Source organism: Phytoactinopolyspora halophila (assembly GCF_003287285.1).
Classification (GTDB): Bacteria; Actinomycetota; Actinomycetes; order Jiangellales; family Jiangellaceae; genus Phytoactinopolyspora_A; species Phytoactinopolyspora_A halophila.
In genome coordinates, this window is record NZ_QMIG01000027.1 from 1 (window position 1) to 19,569 (window position 19,569).

The 19,569-nt window shown below is 66.9% G+C and carries 14 protein-coding genes; 8 read left to right on the forward strand and 6 right to left on the reverse strand.

Annotated features, from left to right (window positions below):
- Positions 1-281: 281 nt before the first annotated feature.
- From DPM12_RS19015 to DPM12_RS19040, 6 genes are all read left to right on the forward strand, one after another.
- Positions 282-1,295, forward strand: coding sequence for an aldo/keto reductase (locus tag DPM12_RS19015; RefSeq protein WP_112259940.1), 1,014 nt, complete (start codon positions 282-284; stop codon positions 1,293-1,295).
- 120 nt (positions 1,296-1,415) lie between these two features.
- Complete coding sequence (locus DPM12_RS19020) at positions 1,416-2,249, forward strand: aldo/keto reductase (protein WP_112259941.1); 834 nt, start codon at positions 1,416-1,418, stop codon at positions 2,247-2,249.
- A gap of 226 nt (positions 2,250-2,475) precedes the next feature.
- Complete coding sequence (locus DPM12_RS19025) at positions 2,476-2,679, forward strand: DUF6290 family protein (protein WP_170313724.1); 204 nt, start codon at positions 2,476-2,478, stop codon at positions 2,677-2,679.
- A complete protein-coding gene (locus DPM12_RS19030) occupies positions 2,676-3,053 on the forward strand; it encodes a type II toxin-antitoxin system death-on-curing family toxin (protein ID WP_112259942.1) in 378 nt (125 codons plus the stop codon). Before DPM12_RS19025 ends, DPM12_RS19030 begins: the two co-directional genes overlap by 4 nt.
- A gap of 123 nt (positions 3,054-3,176) precedes the next feature.
- A complete protein-coding gene (locus DPM12_RS19035) occupies positions 3,177-4,892 on the forward strand; it encodes an alpha/beta hydrolase (protein ID WP_112259943.1) in 1,716 nt (571 codons plus the stop codon).
- Between the two features lie 244 nt (positions 4,893-5,136).
- Complete coding sequence (locus DPM12_RS19040; RefSeq protein WP_112259944.1) at positions 5,137-6,441, forward strand: MFS transporter; 1,305 nt, start codon at positions 5,137-5,139, stop codon at positions 6,439-6,441.
- Between the two features lie 72 nt (positions 6,442-6,513).
- On the opposite strand, the gene DPM12_RS19045 is transcribed toward DPM12_RS19040, so the two are convergent.
- The 3 genes from DPM12_RS19045 to DPM12_RS23680 all read right to left on the reverse strand — a co-directional run bounded on the left by DPM12_RS19045 (position 6,514) and on the right by DPM12_RS23680 (position 11,530).
- A complete protein-coding gene (locus DPM12_RS19045; protein WP_112259945.1) occupies positions 6,514-9,888 on the reverse strand; it encodes a pyruvate carboxylase in 3,375 nt (1,124 codons plus the stop codon).
- A gap of 230 nt (positions 9,889-10,118) precedes the next feature.
- Complete coding sequence (locus tag DPM12_RS19050) at positions 10,119-11,003, reverse strand: RpnC/YadD family protein (RefSeq protein WP_112259946.1); 885 nt, start codon at positions 11,001-11,003, stop codon at positions 10,119-10,121.
- A 164-nt stretch (positions 11,004-11,167) separates the two neighbouring features.
- Positions 11,168-11,530, reverse strand: coding sequence for a KTSC domain-containing protein (locus tag DPM12_RS23680; protein WP_211659149.1), 363 nt, complete (start codon positions 11,528-11,530; stop codon positions 11,168-11,170).
- A 203-nt stretch (positions 11,531-11,733) separates the two neighbouring features.
- Here DPM12_RS23680 and thiC point away from each other — a divergent pair, with 203 nt between their 5' ends.
- The gene (thiC, locus tag DPM12_RS19060; RefSeq protein ID WP_170313725.1) at positions 11,734-13,386 is read left to right on the forward strand and encodes a phosphomethylpyrimidine synthase ThiC; all 1,653 of its coding nucleotides are present in this window, start codon (positions 11,734-11,736) and stop codon (positions 13,384-13,386) included.
- Positions 13,387-13,482: 96 nt separating this feature from the next.
- Here thiC and idi read toward each other — a convergent pair whose 3' ends face one another.
- Positions 13,483-14,082 (reverse strand): isopentenyl-diphosphate Delta-isomerase, encoded by a 600-nt coding sequence (gene idi / locus DPM12_RS19065; RefSeq protein ID WP_112259947.1) that lies wholly within the window; start codon positions 14,080-14,082, stop codon positions 13,483-13,485.
- A gap of 228 nt (positions 14,083-14,310) precedes the next feature.
- Between idi and DPM12_RS19070 the strand changes: the two genes are divergently transcribed.
- On the forward strand, positions 14,311-16,653 hold the full coding sequence (locus tag DPM12_RS19070) for a HelD family protein (RefSeq protein ID WP_211659150.1): 2,343 nt from the start codon (positions 14,311-14,313) through the stop codon (positions 16,651-16,653).
- A 43-nt stretch (positions 16,654-16,696) separates the two neighbouring features.
- Here DPM12_RS19070 and DPM12_RS19075 read toward each other — a convergent pair whose 3' ends face one another.
- Together DPM12_RS19075 and DPM12_RS19080 are read right to left on the reverse strand one after the other, a co-directional pair.
- Positions 16,697-17,464: an arginase family protein gene (locus DPM12_RS19075; protein ID WP_112259948.1), complete on the reverse strand. Its 768-nt coding sequence runs from the start codon at positions 17,462-17,464 to the stop codon at positions 16,697-16,699.
- Positions 17,465-17,595: 131 nt separating this feature from the next.
- The gene (locus tag DPM12_RS19080) at positions 17,596-19,503 is read right to left on the reverse strand and encodes a hypothetical protein (RefSeq protein WP_146751935.1); all 1,908 of its coding nucleotides are present in this window, start codon (positions 19,501-19,503) and stop codon (positions 17,596-17,598) included.
- Positions 19,504-19,569: the final 66 nt, after the last annotated feature.

Genomic DNA, 19,569 nt, shown 5'->3' on the forward strand with positions numbered 1-19,569 from the left:
TGGACGCCGGGGCGGCAACGGCGGCGAGAGATGCGGCCGCGAGCATCGCAGCCGCCACGATACGGAGGAAACGTGTGAGACGCATGACGGCGATCCTCGTGGTCTCGGATGAACACCCGAGTACCACCCGATGAACTCGGCTCGGACGGCATCTGTGCTCCCGGCAGAACCATCGAGGTCCCCGAGCATCCACAACGACGTCCCCGAGCATCCAGCAGGGCCCGGATCTTCCTGTCCGAGCACCTTGACCTGGACTGCACTCCAGATCGCAGCATGCCGACATGACGACAACACAACGCACACTGGGACGCAGCGGAATCGAGGTCAGCGCACTCGGCATGGGTTGCTGGGCGATCGGCGGTCCCTTCTGGGCTGGCACCCAGCCATGTGGATGGGGCGAGGTCGATGACGCCGAGTCGGTGCGCACCATACGCCGCGCTCTCGACCTGGGTGTCACGCTGTTCGACACGGCAGACGTGTACGGAACCGGGCACAGCGAGCACATCCTCGGTCAGGCCCTGGCCGGGCACCGCGACGACGTGGTGATCGCCACCAAGTGGGGAAACACGTTCGACCCGGACACCCGCCAGATCACCGGCACCGACCCGACGCCCGGGTACGTACGCTCCGCCGTCGACGGATCGCTGCGCAGGCTGGGAACGGACTACATCGATCTGTATCAGCTTCACCTCAACGGGCTGCCCCTCGACCAGGCAGAACCGCTGCTGGACACGCTTGAGGAGCTCGTCCAGGAGGGCAAGATCCGCTGGTACGGCTGGAGCACCGACTACGCCGATGGTGCTGCGGCCTGGGCCGATCGCGGAACGCACTGCACCGCGATCCAGCACGCTTTCTCGGTGTTGCAGGATGCGCGCGAGGTCGTGCACGTATGCGAGACCCGTGGGTTGGCCAGCCTCAACCGGAGCCCTCTCGGGATGGGGCTGCTCACCGGAAAGTTCACATCCGATTCCACGCTCGGCCCCGACGATGTGCGGGGGATCGCGCCAGATTGGCTGCCCTACTTCCGCGACGGCAAGCCGGCGCAAGAGTGGCTCGATCGGGTGAGCGCCGTACGCGAGATCCTGACCAGCGGTGACCGCACGCTGGGGCAGGGCGCCCTGGCCTGGATCTGGGCGCGCAGCGACGCCACCATACCCATCCCGGGTTGCCGGACCGTGGAGCAAGTCGAGGAGAACGCCGCGGCCATGGAGCACGGTCCGCTGAGCGCGGACGAGCTGGACGAGGTCGAAAGGCTGCTGGCGGACCTGCGCGCGCAACCAGCAGCCGCGATGTGACAGCCGCGCGTGACAGGCGCCCGTCGAGGGTACGGTTCGCCACGAGAGGATGCGGCATGTGCGATCGTAGTTCTTGCCGACGTGAAAGTAACGACAACCCGTAAAGGACACCTCAACGACATGAGTGCAGTTCCCAACCTCACACTCAACAATGGCGTCCAGATCCCCCAGTTCGGCTTCGGCACGTTCCAGATCGAGCCGGAGAAGACGAAGGAGACGACCCTCAAAGCGATCGAACTGGGCTACCGGCACATCGACACCGCCGAGATGTACCGGAACGAGAAGCAGGTCGGCGAGGCGGTGCGCGCTTCCGGCATCGACCGCAGCGAGTTCTTCGTCACCAGCAAGCTCAACAACGGCGCCCACGCCTACGACGACGCGCTCGCGGCGTTCGACCAGACGATGGCGGACCTCGACATCGAGTACCTCGACCTGTTCCTGGTCCACTGGCCGCTGCCGCAGGTGGGCGACTTCGTCGAGACGTGGCGGGCCATGGAGGAGATCTACCGATCCGGTCGTTGCCGGGCCATCGGCGTGTCGAACTTCCAGCCGCATCACTTGCAGCGGCTGTTCGACGAGACCGAGATCGTTCCGGTGGTCAACCAAATCGAGGTTCACCCGTACCTGACGCAAGACGATGTCCGGGAGTTCGGCACCAAGAACGGCGTCCTCACCGAGTCCTGGGCACCGATCGCCAAGGGCAAGGTCGTCGACGATCCGACGATCACCCGGATCGCCGAGCAGCACGGCAAGACCGCGTCGCAGGTCACGTTGCGCTGGCACATCCAGCGCGGCGACATCGTGTTCCCGAAGTCGGTCAATCCCGATCGGATGCGGGAGAACATCGACATCTTCGACTTCGAGCTCAGCGACGACGAGGTGGCCACGATCAGCCAGCTGAACCGCGACGATCGCATGGGTCCGCACCCCGACGAGTTCAACTGGACGCCCTGAGCCTTTTCAACGAGACACCCTGCCCCGATCAGCACGAGTCCCGGACCTCACGCTGGCCGAGGCGTTCTATCGGCGGATGTACCGGGTGTCGTGCGGCCGAGAACGCGCGACCTCGAAATGGTCGGGCTTCGACACGCACGACACCCGGCCCGCCAGACCCAGGCCGCAGGACAGCCGCTCCAGCTCGCGGTACCTGATTGGTATCAGGATTGATACCATGACGTCTATGGCGATGACGTTGAGGTTGAACGACGAAGACGCGCAGGCACTGCGCCGCCGCGCCGAGCTCGAGGGCCGTTCGATGCAGGATGTCGCCCGGGAGGCCGTGCGGGAGTACGTCGAGAACCACAGCCGAGCCGATCTCCTCGACCGCGTCCTCGACGAAGATCTTCCTCGCTACGCCGAGGCACTCGAACGCCTCGGACAATGATCTACCTGACCCTGTCCGAGCTGCTGCACATTGCAGATCGCGCCCTCGACGGCCAGGTACCCGCCCGCGATCTGGGACTTCTCGAAGCCGCACTGGCCCGGCCACAGGCCAGCTTCTCGGGTCAGGACGCCTACCCTATGCTCGACCAGAAGGCCGCCGCGTTGCTCCACTCCCTCGCCCGGAATCGCGCCCTCGTCGACGGCAACAAACGTCTCGCTCTCGCGGCGCTCATCGCGTTCTACGGTTTGAACGGCCGGCAGCTAACTCTCACCAACGACGACGCATACGAGCTCGTCATGGCCGTCGCCTCCGGAGAACTCGACGACGTTTCCGACATCGCCGGCCAGCTCGCATCCGCGACCAAGCCACGCTGATCTACCGGACGTGGAGTCGTCGTCACGGAGGACCCGGCACATCGTCATCGCGGACGACCACACGAGCGCGGCGTCACCGATAGCGTGACATGGCAATCAACCAGACTGTGATGAGGAGAGTCGATGCCCGCGCGATCGTCCGCCCTGCAATGGATCGCCATCCCTCTGCTCGCCGCCTCGACAGCCGCTGCCACCGCTCTATCGGCCCAGGCCCAACCCGGCGAGCCTCCGCAACCGGCCGAGACAACGGAATCGGACGGTCAGATCGAGGCACCCGTGCCCGAGCTGGACTGGCAATCATGCGGCGAGGGCCTCGAGCATTTCCTGTGCGCCACCGCGGAGGTGCCCACTGACTACGACGATCCGGCTGGTCCCACGACGAGCATCGCGCTGACGAAGCTTCCGGCGACCGAGCCGGACTCCCGCATCGGCACCCTGTTCACCAATCCCGGTGGCCCGGGCGGCTCCGGCGTCGAGTTCGTCCACACGATGGGAACCATGGCGTTCACCGACGACGTCCGGCAACACTTCGACATCCTGGGCTTTGACCCGCGGGGCGTGGCAGGCTCCGACCCCGCCACGTGCTACCGGACTCTCAACGATGAACTGGAAGCCACCGCGTCGCTGCCGGCCTTCCCGGTCACGGACACCGAGGAACGGCGGTACCAGAGCACCAGCATCCGGCTTTCGGTGAACTGCCGGATGACGTCACGCGAGCGGTTCGAGCACGCCTCCACCGCCAACGTCGCCCGCGACATGGATCTCCTCCGCCAGGCCGTCGGCGATGATCAGCTGACCTACATGGGCTACTCCTACGGCACGTTCCTCGGAGCCACCTACGCCAAGCTCTTCCCGGATCAGGTGCGCGCGCTCGCGCTGGACGGCGCCATCGTTCCCGAGGACTACGCGGGCGAGCCGGGTGAGGAGTCGGCAACCGTCGGCGAGCGCTTGAAGCAGGGGCCCGGCGCCAGCGCGACGTTCGCCGAATTCCTCCGCCTGTGCGCGGACGCCGGCCCACAGCGATGCGCGCTCGCCGCACTCGGCGACCCGGAGACCGTAGTGAACGACACCTTCGAGTGGCTCCGCACGGAGCCGGCCGAAATCCAGATGCCTGACGGCAGCACGATCACGGTGACGTACGCGACGGCGGTGACTCTCACGTTCCAGAACCTCTACGAGCCAGCCGGGTGGGCGGCGCACGCGGAACTGCTGGCCCAGCTGGCAACCGAGGACGCCGAGCTGAGCGATGAGGCGGGAGCGCTGGTCGAGCGCTCGCTGCCCGATCCGTCGGATCGCCGGCGGCGCGGGGAGGACTACGACTCGGTCGGTTCGGCCCTGGCGTCCGTCTGCACCGACACCGGCACCACCGGCGATCCATTCAGCTACGCCGAGCGAGCCGACGCTGCCGACGAGAAGGCACCCCACTTCGGCCGGTTCCGGGCGTGGACCGGGCTGAACTGCGAGTACATGCGCATCACCGACGACGACGCCTACACCGGCCCGTGGGAGCAGGACGTGGACAGCCCGGTGCTGGTGATCGGCACTCGGTTCGATCCGGCGACGCCGTACGAGAGCACCCAGCCGTATGCCGATCATTTCCCCGACGCGCACATCCTGACCGTGGACGGCTGGGGGCACACCATTCTGAACAAGAGCAGCTGCGCCGATGAAGCGGTCGGCGCATACCTCGTCGAGCTCGAGACACCGGAAGAGGGCAGTACGTGCCCGCAGGACATCACTCCCTTCGCCGGCGGACCTAGCACGCTCGACGAGCAGGCACCGCAGGTGCCACGCATCCCGCTCCCCCAGCTCACCACCCCAGCCACCACTTCCGAATGATCATGTTTGGTACGTTTCCTCGGGCCGTAACACGGCTGCAGACGTGTTACGGCCCGAGAAAGCCTCATGAGGCATAGCCGATTGACCTGGTAACGGCACCCTCGCTGGGCTGGCCGATCCCGTCCTGTGCCCGGTCGCTGCCAGATCTGTGACGACGACGTATCATGGTGACCAGTTACAGGGCTGACTGACGTGTCTGAGTGGCGGGGAGGCACGTCACCGTGTCGCACCCGAGGAAAGCCCTGTGTCGCCCATCACCTCCTACCGTCGGCTTCTCCGTCTAGCCGGTCCCGCCTACGTCCTCATCGCCTTTCTCGGCCGCCTGCCACTGGCCATGAGCCAGATGGGAACGCTCCTCCTGGTCGCCGACACCAGCGGCAGCTACGCCGCCGGTGGGCTCGCGGCCGGGACCGTCGCCGTCGCCAACGCCGTCGGCGCTCCCGTCGCCGGTGCGATCGCCGACCGGACGGGACAACGGCCCGTCGTCCTGGTGCAGTCACTGGCCGCCTCGGCGGGGCTGACGGCGCTCGTTGCGGCGAGCGCGGCGTCCGCCCCGGTCCCGCTGGTGGTCGTCATCGCCGCGTTGGCCGGAGTGTCGATACCGCAGGTGGGGCCGCTCGCCAGGGTGCGGTGGCGGCCCATCACCGAGCCGGCGGGTGAAGCTCAACCGCGACTCGTCGATGCCGCGTTCTCCTACGAGGGCGCCGCCGACGAGGCGTCGTTCGTCCTCGGACCCGCGCTGGTGGGCGTCCTCGCAGCCAGCGTCAACCCGGGCATAGCACTGATCACGGCAGCCGCGCTGCTCGCGGTGTTCGGCAGCTGGTTCGCCGCTCACCCATCGGCCGAGCTCACCCATACCCGACGCCGCGCCGCGGAGCATCGGCCCAGCCGCCTGATCACACCGGAGCTGGTCGTTCTCGCGACCGCGCAGCTGCTCATCGGCATGATCTTCGGTGCCACGCAGACCGGCACCACCGTGCTGGCCACCGTGGAGGGCAACGCCGGGCACGCGGGCCTGGTGCATTCGTTGCTGGGGGTGGGAAGCGTCATCGCCGGGCTCTCCCTCGCCGCCGTTCCGGCCCGGATTGGCTACGAGCGGCGGATGGTGATCGCGGCTTCCGCCCTGCTCGTCCTGTCCGCGCCGCTGCTGGCGGTCGGCTCGCTCGCCGCGCTCATTCCGGTGATCGTCGCTCTGGGGTTCGCCGTCGCCCCGTACATGATCAGCGTCTTCAGCCTGACCGAACGCGTCGTCGCGCCCAACCGCGTGGCTGCCTCGTTGACCCTGCTCGCCGGTGCCACCGGAATCGGATACGCGCTCGGTGCCGCCATCGCAGGACGTCTCGCTGACGCCGGTGGACATCGCCCGGCATTCGCCGTCACGGTCACCGCTGCCGCGATCGCCCTCACCTTGGCTCTCACCGCACGTCGCCACCTCCGCACGGCCCTGGCACGCAAGCACACGGAGTATGCGGAGTACGCGGAGCACGCACACCGCAGGGCACGCCAGCACCCGGAGCACACCGAGCACGACCACCGCCGTGCACGCTGAATACCCCAGATTCGACCGCAGAGGGCGTTTTCTGGTGTGCGGCCAACGTGCACGGCCGCGTGCCGAGCATGCTCAGCCGAGCTCCACGAGGAGGTCCCCGCCTTCGACCTGTTGTACCGCGGTGATCGCGAGACGGCGTACTGTCCCACCTTTCGGCGCGGTAATCGCCGCCTCCATCTTCATGGCCTCGACCGTCGCTACCGTGTCTCCGGCTGCGACGGTGTCGCCTTCGGCGACCGTCAGCGTGACCACTCCGGAGAACGGCGCGGCGATGTGGTCGGGGTTGGTCTTGTCTGCCTTCTCGACCGCTGGCAGGTCGGACGCCACGGAACGGTCCCGGATCTGCAACGGACGGAGCTGGCCGTTCAGCGTCGCCATCACGGTGCGCATGCCGCGCTCGTCGGCCTCCCCGATCGCCTCAAGCTCGATGAGCAGCCGCACACCCGGCTCGAGGTCGACGGCGTGTTCCTCGCCCGGCCGCAGGCCGTAGAAGAAGTCCTTGCTGGGCAGCACGCTGGTGTCCCCGTAGGCCTCGCGGTGTGCCCGGAAGTCTTTCGTCGGTCCGGGAAACAGCAGGTGATTCAGGGTGGCCCGGCGATCGTTCCGCAGCCCATCGCGATCCTCATCGGAAAGCTCGATCACCCCGCGCGCCTCGGCCCGGCCTTCCAGTGCCTTGGTGCGGAACGGTTCGGGCCAGCCTCCCGGCGGGTCGCCCAGCTCGCCGCGCAGGAAACCGATCACCGAATCGGGAATGTCGTAGCGTCCAGGGTCGGCCTCGAAGTCTTCCGGCTTCACCCCCGCGCCAACCAGGTGCAGCGCGAGATCACCAACCACCTTCGACGACGGCGTGACCTTGACCAGGCGGCCCAACATTCGATCGGCCGCGGCATACATCTCTTCGATCTCTTCGAACTTGTCTCCCAGTCCCAGGGCAACCGCCTGAGTACGCAAGTTGGACAGCTGCCCGCCGGGGATCTCGTGGTGATACACCCGCCCGGTGGGCGAGGCAAGCCCGGCCTCGAACGGGGCGTAGATCTTGCGCACGATCTCCCAGTATGGCTCCAGCTCCCCCACCGCCCGCAGGTCCAGGCCCGTAGGCCGTTCGGAGTGGTCGGTGGCCGCCACGATTGCTGACAGCGGCGGTTGCGACGTCGTGCCCGCCATCGACGCCATCGCACCGTCGACGGCGTCGGCTCCGGCCTGTATCGCCGCGAGGTACGTGGCGAGCTGGCCACCCCCGGTGTCGTGCGTGTGGATGTGCACCGGAAGGTCGAACTCGGAGCGCAGCGCCTTCACCAGGCGGGCGGCCGCCGGTGCACGCAGGAGTCCAGCCATGTCCTTGATCGCCAACACGTGCGCCCCGGCGTCCACGATCTGCTCGGCAAGCCCGAGGTAGTAGTCCAGCGTGTACAGATTCTCGGCGGGATCGGACAGGTCAGCGGTGTAGCACAGTGCCACCTCCGCCACCGCCGTTCCCGTCTCCCGCACGGCTTCGATGGCCGGGCGCATCTGGCCGACGTCGTTGAGCGCATCGAAGATCCGGAAGATGTCGATCCCGGTCGACGCCGCCTCGTCGACGAACGCGCTGGTCACTTCCTCCGGGTAGGGCGTGTATCCGACCGTGTTGCGTCCGCGCAACAGCATCTGCAGGCAGATGTTCGGCACCGCTTCCCGCAACGCCGCGAGCCGCTCCCACGGATCTTCGGCGAGAAAGCGCAGCGCGACGTCGTACGTGGCCCCACCCCAGCACTCCAGCGACAGCATCTGCGGCAGGGTCCGAGCCACGACCGGCGCCACGGCCAGCATGTCCTTGGTGCGTACCCGGGTGGCCAGCAGGGACTGGTGCGCGTCCCGAAACGTCGTGTCGGTGAGTCCCAATGTCGGCGACGAGCGCAGCCACTGCGCGAACCCGTCAGGTCCCAGTTCGGCCAGCTTTTGCCGGGAACCGGAAGGTGCCGGGCCGTCAGGCGTCGGCGGCAGCTTGCTCACCGGGTCGACGACGCGGGGACGTGGCCCGTTCGGCTTGTTGACCGTCGTGTCCACCAGGTACGTCAGCAGCCGCGTGCCCCGGTCCGCCGATTGGCGCGCCGTGAGCAGGTGAGGACGTTCGGCGATGAACGACGTCGTGACCCGCCCGGCCCGGAAGTCGGGATCATCCAGAACGGCTTGCAGGAACGGGATGTTCGTCGCGACACCGCGCAGCCGGAACTCGGTGACCGCACGCCGGGCCCGGCTCACGGCCGTCGCCAGATCCATTCCCCTGCACGTGAGCTTGACCAGCATCGAGTCGAAATAGGCACTGATCTCGGCCCCCGCAAACGCCGTACCACCGTCCAGGCGGATCCCGGAGCCGCCAGGCGAACGATAGGCACTGATCATTCCGGTGTCTGGACGGAAGCCGTTGGCGGGGTCCTCGGTGGTGATCCGGCACTGCAGCGCCGCGCCGCGCACTCTGATCGACTCCTGCGCCAGCCCGAGTTCGCCCAGGCTCTGCCCCGCAGCGATCCGCAGCTGGGACTGCACCAGATCGACGTCGGTGACCTCTTCGGTGACCGTGTGCTCCACCTGGATCCGGGGGTTCATCTCGATGAACACGTGGTTGCCCTGCTCGTCGAGCAGGAATTCCACGGTCCCCGCGTTGACATACCCGATTTGCTCGGCCAGCCGAACCGCGTCAGCGCAGATCCGCTCCCGGATGTCCGGATCGAGATTCGGCGCCGGCGCCAGCTCGATCACCTTCTGATGCCGCCGCTGTACCGAGCAGTCCCGCTCGTAGAGATGCATGACGTTGCCGTGGCCGTCGGCAAGGATCTGCACTTCGATGTGGCGGGGGTTCACCACGGCCTTCTCCAGGAAGACGGTGGGGTCGCCGAACGCGGATTCCGCCTCCCGCGAGGCCGCCTCGATCGCCTCACGCAACTGGGAACGCTCGGTGACCTGGCGCATGCCCCTACCACCGCCACCAGCGACGGCCTTCACGAACACCGGAAACCCGATGTCGTCGGCGGCGTCTACCAACTCGTCGACATCCGTCGAGGGTGGCGAGCAGCCGAGCACGGGAATTCCGGCCTCCATAGCTGCGGCGACGGCACGCGACTTGTTGCCCGTGAGCTCCAGGATCTCCGCGGTAGGGCCGACGAATGTCAGGCCTGCCCGCTCACATGCCCGTGCCAGCTGCGGGTTCTCGGACAGGAACCCGTATCCGGGATACACCGCGTCAGCTCCGGCCCGGACGGCGACATCGACGATCTCCTCCACCGACAGGTATGCCCGGACCGGATGGCCACGCTCACCGATCTCGTACGCTTCGTCGGCCTTGAGCCGGTGCAGCGAATTGCGATCCTCATGCGGGAACACCGCGACGGTGCCCAGTCCCAGCTCGTATCCGGCGCGCAAGGCGCGGATCGCGATCTCACCTCGGTTGGCGACGAGCACCTTGCCAAACATGCGCAGCACCTCCCTGCTCCCGGCAGCGGATCAGCGCCCGAGCGACACCGGACGCGGCGAGGCGATGATAACGGTCCGGCGCCGCCCACACCGGAGACGTCCTCGTCGTGGACACCAGACGGCATTCGACCAGCCGAGCCGAGGTCGGCACGGCCAAGATCGGCACGGCCGAGATCGGAACGATCGAAATCGGCCTCGTCGGGATCGGCGCGGGCGAGAGCTGCCGCTGGTCAGCAGAAGATGTCGTCGATCGAGGTGGCCGTCGCCGCCCGCGAGAGCCACGCCTTCAGCTGGTCCAGATCCGTGCATTCGCTGATCCGCCGCCGGGCATCGTCGGGCACGCCAACACCGCGCGCCGCCAACACCGACAACACCGCGTCCGCCTCGGCCTCAAGCTGGCCCTGTGCCTTTCCCTCGGCACGGCCCTGGTTGACGTAGCGGCGGACAAAATCACTCTGGTATTCGCGAAGCTTGGTCGTCATCAATGCCTCCAGGTAGTGCCGGGCCGCCTCGGGCAAGGCGCCGAACACAACATCAGAATACAGGGCCGCGTGCTCGTCATCGACAATCGTGAAGGCACTCGCCACGGCGTCGAGCACCTTGTCACCGTCCGTTTCGGCACCATGTGCCATCGCCGACATGACCGCCAGCTCAGGGGAGCTTCGGGCCTGCTCGACGTCTGTGACCACCGGCACCCGGTGGGGCCCGAGTACCAAGGGACGAAGGATCCACCCCGGATGGCCGAGATCGATGGGCGCACCACACCAATCGGCCGTCGCCGACTCGACGCAGACCACGAGCAGCGTGACAGCACAGCGGAGTCGAGCACGCAGCGTCGTGAGGTACACGGGCCAGCTCCACCGTTTGCCCCCGTCCCGGCCGAGCTGAACCTCCACGACGATCGCTTGAACTGGCTCGTCGCTGGCCTCACAGAGGACGACGACCGCATCGGCCCGGTACTCCGTGGGTGCGAGGTCGGGCAGGTCACCCGGTTCGAGACGGATCTGCCGATGGATCGGCACGGAAACGCCAAGGGACTCGCGGAGCAGCTCCACAGTGAGCGACGGCCGACTGCGGAACATCTCGATCAGTGCTTCGTGCATGGCGGATGGCATGTGGTGAGAGTACGGCGCGGCACCGACAAAGTTGGATCGAACAAAAGATCGAATAAGAATATGTGAGCAGGAACGATATTTCTATCCCAGACTAGACGCCACGCACCACGGGTCCGGTAGCCGGGTAGCTCATCCCGGCGGCCGGGAAAGCTCGCGCCACGCGCTCAGCCCTGGATCCGCACGTACCCGTACCGGGGCTTGAGCCGCGTGTTCAGGTACGCACCTCGGCTCTCGGCAGCCATGAAGCGCCGATACTCGGACGGGGGCACGCCGATGTACTGGTACACCGCGCCCGAGCGGAACTCGACCTCCAGCGTCCGGCTCGCCGCGTCGTAGCCGACCGAGGCGATCGCCGACGACGAAATCCGCTCCCGCCACACCGTCTCACGCTCCCCTGTGTGTCTGAGCCGGACGCCATGTCCACCATGCTCGCGGACATGTCCAGCATGCTCGCGGATCGGCGGGCGATACCACCGCCGCCGGTCGCGCTTGCCCGCGGGCGCGGTCACGCCCGGACCCACGGGCACACGAGCCACGTTGCGGCGGGCCCCACTTGTGGCCGCGTGGCGGGCATGGCAAGGTGTCAACCACAAAGGTGTCAAACACAAGTGCACACGCGGGAGCTCGCGCCTTGGCGGGCTGAGAGGGCGGCTGACGTCCCAGTGAGGGACACGGCGCCGCCGACCGCACGAACCTGACCGGGTAATGCCGGCGTAGGGAGGGAATCTCCGTGACGACATTGCACGACTCTACCCAGCTCAGCGACGCCACCCCGACCATTACCACCGGGCCGATCACCGGCTCTCGCAAGGTCTACACCACCACCGACGACGGCTTGCAGATACCGGCTCGGCGGATCGAGCTGTCCAACGGCGAGCATTTCGACGTCTACGACACCTCCGGCCCGTACACCGATCCCGACGCCGACATCGACGTGCATCGCGGACTCCGTCCGGCGCGGGGCGAGTGGATCGACGCCCGCAAGCACGACACCCAGCTCGGCTGGGCCAAGAAGGGCGTGATCACCAGGGAGATGGAGTTCGTCGCCGCCCGCGAGCGCATGGACCCCGAGTACGTCCGGTCCGAGGTCGCCCGCGGGCGAGCGGTGATCCCGGCCAACCGCAAGCATCCTGAGTCCGAGCCAATGATCATCGGCAAGAACTTCCTGGTGAAGGTCAACGCCAACATGGGCAACTCGGCCGTGTCGTCCTCAGTGGAAGAAGAGGTCGAGAAGATGGTGTGGGCCACCCGCTGGGGCGCGGACACCATCATGGATCTGTCCACCGGGAAGCGGATCCACGAGACCCGCGAGCAGATCCTGCGCAACTCCCCCGTTCCCGTCGGCACGGTGCCCATTTACCAGGCACTGGAGAAGGTCGGGGGTGACCCGGCGAAGCTCTCGTGGGAGGTGTATCGAGACACCGTCGTCGAGCAGTGCGAGCAGGGCGTCGACTACATGACCGTGCATGCCGGTGTCCTGTTGCGCTACGTGCCGCTGACCGCTCGCCGCGTCACCGGGATCGTCTCCCGGGGTGGTTCGATCATGGCGGCCTGGTGCCTGGCACATCACAAGGAATCGTTCCTGTACACGCACTTCTCCGAGCTGTGCGAGATCCTGCGGGAGTACGACGTCACGTTCTCGCTGGGCGACGGGCTACGTCCGGGCTCGATTGCCGACGCCAACGACGAGGCGCAGTTCGCAGAGCTGCGTACCCTGGGCGAGTTGACCCACATCGCCCGGGACCACGACGTGCAGGTGATGATCGAGGGGCCCGGTCACGTACCCATGCACAAGATCAAGGAGAACGTCGAGCTGGAAGAAGAGCTGTGCGGTGAGGCACCGTTCTACACGCTCGGCCCGCTCGCCACCGACGTCGCGCCCGCCTACGACCACATCACGTCGGCCATCGGAGCAGCGCAGATCGGCTGGTACGGCACGGCCATGCTCTGTTACGTCACCCCGAAGGAACATCTGGGGCTACCCAACCGCGACGACGTCAAGGCGGGCGTGATCGCTTACAAGATCGCCGCGCATGCCGCCGATATCGCCAAGGGCCACCCCTATGCGCAGGAATGGGACGACGAGCTGTCCAAGGCACGGTTCGAGTTCCGCTGGCTCGACCAGTTCAACCTGTCGCTGGACCCGGACACCGCACGGGCATACCACGATGAGACGCTGCCCGCCGAGCCGGCCAAGACCGCTCATTTCTGCTCCATGTGCGGGCCCAAGTTCTGCTCGATGCGGATCACCCAGGACATCCGCGACTACGCCGAGCAGAACGGCCTGTCCACGGTCGAGGCGATCGACGCCGGGCTGGCGGAGAAGGCCGACGAGTTTACCGCGCGGGGAGGTCAGGTCTACCTGCCGGTCGTCGACGGGTGAACTGGCTGCTCAACCACGCCACTTCGATGCCGAGACGTGCGTTTACGGCGGCCTGTCGCGCCATTTCCGCACGTCTGGGCATCGATGTCGCAACGCTCACGCCACAGCGGCCGGCGGCAGCTCCGCATCGTCGGCCACTGGCCATCCGAGTGGATCGTCACCGAGGCGCCACAATGCCATGACCTGCAACGCGCACCAGGGAGAGACCGACGACGGGTCGTCGCCCACCGTTTCACAGAAGTCGAGCCACGGCACCCACGTGTACCGATCTACCTCGTCGGCCGCCGGCACTACCGATGCACCGCCGGACACGACGACCCGCCATACCGGGCACATCTCGTGTTCGACGATCCCCGTCTCGGCCATGACTGCCCGGTACCGGAATCGTGGCAGCAAAAGATGTACCTGAGCACGCTCGACCACGAGTCCCAGCTCGTGCCACATCCGGCGCGCCACTGCGGCACGCATTTCCTCACCGGGCAGCGGGTGCCCGCAGCAGGTGTTGGTCCGTACGCCCGGCCAGGTGAGCTTGCTCTTCGCCCGCCACGTGACCAGAACCCGCCCCTGCTCATCGAAGGCGTAGCAGGAGAAGGCCAGATGGAGCGGCGTGTCCGTGTGGTGCACCGACCTCTTGGACATGGTACCCGCTGCATCACCATCTGGACCACACAGCACGACCCGCTCATCACCTGTCATAATGTCCACTGCTACCCGATGGCGAGAATTCTGGAAAGTCCCCCAGTTACGACACCATTTTTCGGCGTGGTGGTCACGTCATAATGATCTCGTCATAGCCGAAATTGCGCACCGGACGCGACGACTCTTGCGGGTACGATAAAGTAGGAAATCGCGCCGACTGCACGTAGTGAAAGGTAAAACCCGGTGAGTTCTGTCGAATATACCAGTCCTGTGGATTTCATGTCAATGACGAGCACAGATGATGAAATCGCGACAGAACAAGACACCATCACGGCGATCTACAAACGATTCGACGCATTACGCGAGAAAGCCGATCATCGCTTCTCTAGTGCGATTCAGCCGACGCAGGTTTCCACTCCCGGAGGAAAACTCGAGCGTAATATCCGGGCCCAGCATTTCTCCGAACGCGCCGCACAGTTGTCCGCCGCCGAACACGGCTTGGTGATCGGGCGCCTCGACCTCGACCACGATGAACACTTCTACATCGGCCGAACCGGGCTGTACAGCGAAGATTACGATCCCCTCCTGATCGACTGGCGTGCCCCGGCCGCCACCCCCTTCTACCGTGCCACGCCGATGGAACGCCTCGGCGTACGCCGGCGCCGGCACATCCATCTCAAGGGACGCCGTGTTGTCCGGCTGGACGACGACATCCTGGCCATCGACGAGCTCGACGACGACGAGCGGCAGCACCTCACCGGGGAAGCCGCACTGCTGAGTTCGCTGCAGTCCGCCCGTACCGGGCGCATGGCAGACATCGTGGCGACCATCCAGGCCGAGCAGGACCGGATCATTCGCTCGGAGCTCGACGGCATCCTCGTCGTCGAGGGCGGCCCGGGCACCGGCAAGACCGTCGTCGCCCTGCATCGCGCGGCCTACCTGCTGTACACCCACCGCGACCAGCTCGCCAAGAGCGGTGTGCTCGTCGTCGGCCCGAACGCGACCTTCCTGCGCTACATCGACCAGGTGCTGCCCGGGCTCGGTGAGACCGACGTGGTGCTGGCCTCCATGGGTGACCTGTACCCCGGTGTCGAGACCAGCCGCACGGACGCCCCCTTCGCGGCAGCCGTGAAGGGGAGCTTGCGCATGGCCGACGTCCTGGAACAAGCGGTGACGCGTCACGAGCGGATACCGCCGGGCAGCCTGAAGGTCACCACCGATCGCGACACGTACCTGCTCGACGAAGAAACGTGCCAGCGCATCCTCGACGAGACCCGCGAGCGCGCCGAACGCACGCGGCAGCCGCACAACCGGATGCGGCAGTTTGTCGCCAAGAAGGTGCTCAACGAGCTCGTGCGCCAGGAGTACGAACGGCTCGACTCGGTGCTCGACGGGATCGACATCCCGCTCGAAGCCGACGACGAGGAGGATCGCGACCTCGGCGAGCTCATCGACCAGAACGCCCTGTACCGGGAATTTCGCACGTCGCCGTCAGTGCGCGAGGCCCTGGACATCCTGTGGCCCGAGCTCACACCCCAGCGGGTCCTCACCGACCTGTACACGGATCCCGACTTCCGCGCCGCGGTCACGCCCCAGCTCAGCCAGGCCGAGCGCGACGCATTGCACCGTGCCGACGCCACCGCATGGACGATCTCGGACGTGCCGCTCCTGGATGAGCTGGCCACCCTCGTCGGCGAGCTCGACGCGACGATCAACCGGGCGGAACGGCGGCGAAGGCAGGCCGAGGCCGCGCGCTCGCAGCACATCGAGGAGCAGCGCCAGCTGGTGCACGACGCCTACGACGTGGCCATGGACATGGCCATCGACGAAGAGGTCACGATGCCCGTCGACGCGTCCCTCGTGCTGGAGCGCTACCACGACGTCGACGATCGCGGTTTCCTCGCCGAACGTGCCCGTCAGGACCGCGAATGGGAGTACGGTCACGTGATCGTCGACGAAGCGCAAGAGCTGTCTCCCATGGCGTGGCGGCTGCTGGTGCGCCGCTGTCCGAGCCGATCGATGACGGCCGTCGGCGACATCGCGCAGACGGGCGCACCCGACAGTCCCGGATCCTGGTCCGAGGTGCTCGACCCGGTCGCCCCGGGTCAGTGGCGCCGGGGCCAGCTCACCGTCAATTACCGCACCACCGAACAGATCATGAATGTGGCCGCCGACGTCCTCGCCGCCAGCGGCGCCGATGCCGTCGCACCAAGGTCGGTCCGTCCCGACGGCGAGAAGCCGTGGGCCTGGCAGGTGACTGACGACGAGCTGGCGGATGCGCTGCCCGGCCTCGTGCGCGAGGAGCGCGTTCACCTCGAGACGGGAACCATGGCTGTCCTGGCGCCACGGTCGCGCATCGACAGCGTGCTCGCCAGCGTGCGCCACGCCTGTCCCGAGGCGACAACCGGTGACGACGAGAACGTGTTGGACGCGCCGGTCGCCGTCCTGACTCCGGCTCAGGCCAAGGGTCTGGAGTTCGACGGCACGATCGTCGTGGCTCCGGACGAGATCGTGGCCGGTTCGTCGCGCGGCTACTCCGATCTCTACGTCGCGCTGACCCGGCCGACCCGCCGCCTCGGCGTCGTCGCCACCGGCCCCCTGCCCGACGGCCTCGCCCACCTCCGCTGATCATGAACACTAGGCGACCACATAGTCCGCCTAGTGTTCATGATCAGCGGAGGTTGCGGGCGGCGGCGAGCGCGTTCTCCAGATAAGGACGGACGCGCTCCGCCGCCTCCTTGCCCTGATTCACGTTCCACGTGCAGGCCAGACCGACGGCGGCAACCCGGCCCGTCTCGAGCACCCGGTTGATGGCCGCGAACGTCGCGTCGAGCCCTGGACCACCCGCGACCGGGATAGTCTGGCCGGGAAGCTCGCTGGGATCAACGACGTCGAGGTCGACGTGCAGATACAGCGGCCCGTCCGGCAATTCTTGCGCGCTCAGCTCGTACACGCCGGATCGTCCGATGGCCGCCGTGGCCAGGTACTCGACTTCCGGTGGGTCCAGATCACGGGCATCGACCAAGACGGCCCGCTCCTCGGGGACCGCTCGCAGCCCAAGCGGCTCGGCCATCAGCTCGGGCCGGTACCCGACGAGCATCCGCAGCGGCATCCCGCCGAGGTATCCCGACGACGACGTCTCCAGCGTCTGCACATCGCCGTGCGCGTCGAACCAGACGATGCCGGGATCCACTCCCTCACGCTGCAATGCCGCCATGACGCCGAATGACGTGGTGCAATCTCCGGACAGGACTATCGGCGTGCCGCCGTCGCGGGCGTCGGCGGCCACGACGTCGGCGACCCGCCGATACAGGAATGCCATACGCTGCCAGGTGTCGCCCTCGGGCAGATCCACGACGACGGTGGAGTCGATGTCGAGCGGAACGTCCAGACCAGATAGGTACTCGTCGAGATGATACGGGACAAGAATGCGTGCCATGAACTCACGCTAGACCATACTCGCCCGCCTGCGCCTTCTCGCCCGCCCCGCTTTTCCGCTGATCATGAACACTAAGCGACCTATGTAGCCGCTTAGTGTTCATGATCAGCGGAAAAGCGGGGCGGGTGGGTTCACTGGTAGGACACGAACCAGGGCGCCGGGTCGATGTCCATCGTCTCGGCGGGTGTGAACGTCGGCGTGTCCTCGTCGTAGAAGTTCTTCCAGCCCCACCACACATCATCGGGAGCATCGGCGCGCAGGCGATTCCACGTCTCGAACTTCAGGTCCGGCGTGCCGAATCCATCGGCGTGAATCAGCACCGCCAGCTCGTCGTGGCTGGTGTCGACCTCGTCCCGGTTATCGATCATCGACAGTTTGAACTGGTGCAACACCAGAAGCTTCTGCGGCAGCTGATGCTCCGCGGTGAGCTCCGCGAGCCACTCGGCCACCTCGTTGATCTCCTCGGCATCGACCGAGCCGATCTGCTCCAGGTGCCGCTGCCCTTCCCCGATCCGCCACTCCGGATCCAGGGCGAGGCCGACGTGTGGTTCCGCCAGCAGCTCCTCGTACTCTCGGGCCTGCGTCAGGAAGTCGGTGCGGCCAGGCTGCAAGTCCAGCACGACGTAGACACCCGCCTCGGCAGCCGCATCGACCCACGGCCGCACTTCCGACACCGGAGTCGTCAACGAGTAGGCACCTTCAGGGCCCGGCTCCGTGTGCGCGATGGTCGTGATGAGCTCCAACGTGGGAACGACCGGCTCGTCCACAACCGGCTCGTACTCGGCCGCGACCTCCTCGGCACGTTCAAAGGTCTCATCCATGGATTGCTCCCCCAACGCACCCATGGCGGCGGAGCGTGGCGTTCCGTACAGGGCGATGAATCGGCGATGCGGCAGCAGCACCTGACCCCCACCGGGAAGCTCGGCCCCCGTGGCCGCCACATCCAACCGTGCCCGTAGCCGCTCCGCCGATTCGAACTCGCTTCCGATGGCCATGGTCGGGCCGGCCGGGCTTTCGGCCAGCTCGTCGATCAGTTCGCCGTCGGCCCGCGGATCGGATTCCTCGGTGACGAGCACCCGGGCGCCGCTCGCCCGCGCCGTCGCAACCGTGGCGGTGCCTTCAGCCTCGGGAGCAGCAAGAACCGTCAGGTCGTCCAACGGCTCCGGCGGTGTCATCGCCGGTAAGGTAGTGCCGTCACCGCCGCTCGCTGCATCGTCCTCGGATCCTTGCGTGGTAGGCGAACTCTCCGGCGGCTCGGCACCGTCGACAACGAGCCGCTGCACGCCGTCGGCCTCACTAGCAGCCACAGCGGCTACCAGGTCATCCTGCGTCACATCCCGCTCGCCGTGCAGCTGCACACCGCTCACCTCGGCGAGCTCGTCGCGGTCCGATGGAGCTTCCACGACGATGTCCGCCTGCTCCATCTCCTCGGCCCGACGCGTCGCCTCCGCGCCAAACGTCAGGATCGCCTCGGCGTCGAGGCGGCCGATCTCGTTCTCCACCGCGGACGTCTCAACCGCATCGTCGCCCGAGGCCCCAGCGTCGTTACTCGAGGCTCCCGAGGTCCCAGCGTCGTCGCCCGAGGTCCCAGCGTCGTCGCCCGAGGTCCCAGCGTCGTCGGCGGTCTCGCCCCCGTTCGAGGAGTCCGCGTTCTCCTGAGAGGAGCCGGTCCCGTCTCCGGTATCCGGCACCAGCAGGAGCGGCACACCAAGTGCGACGGCCACCGGCGCGGCCGCGGCCTGACTTGCGAGCTCATCCTCCTCGGCCAGCAGCACCACCGGTGCATGATCGTAGATCGCCTCGCTCATGGCGATCGCTTGTTCCGCGCCGTCGTCGGTGGAGAGAACGGTGACGTCGTCTCCACCGGCGGCCGGCATGCTCGTTGCGGATCGGGCAGGCTCCTCGGTTTCCGCGGTTCCCTCCTCACCCGGAGGCGCGCCGTCCGGGGCTTCTTCACCTTCGGGCGAACCGCTACATCCCGCCGCCAGACCCGCCCACACCCAGGCCATGACGACGACGGTACGTGTCCACTGTGTCACCGTCACCAACGTAGCAACAGCAGATCGAATTATCGCCGGTGCGAGCACCACAAATCGTCGACTCTT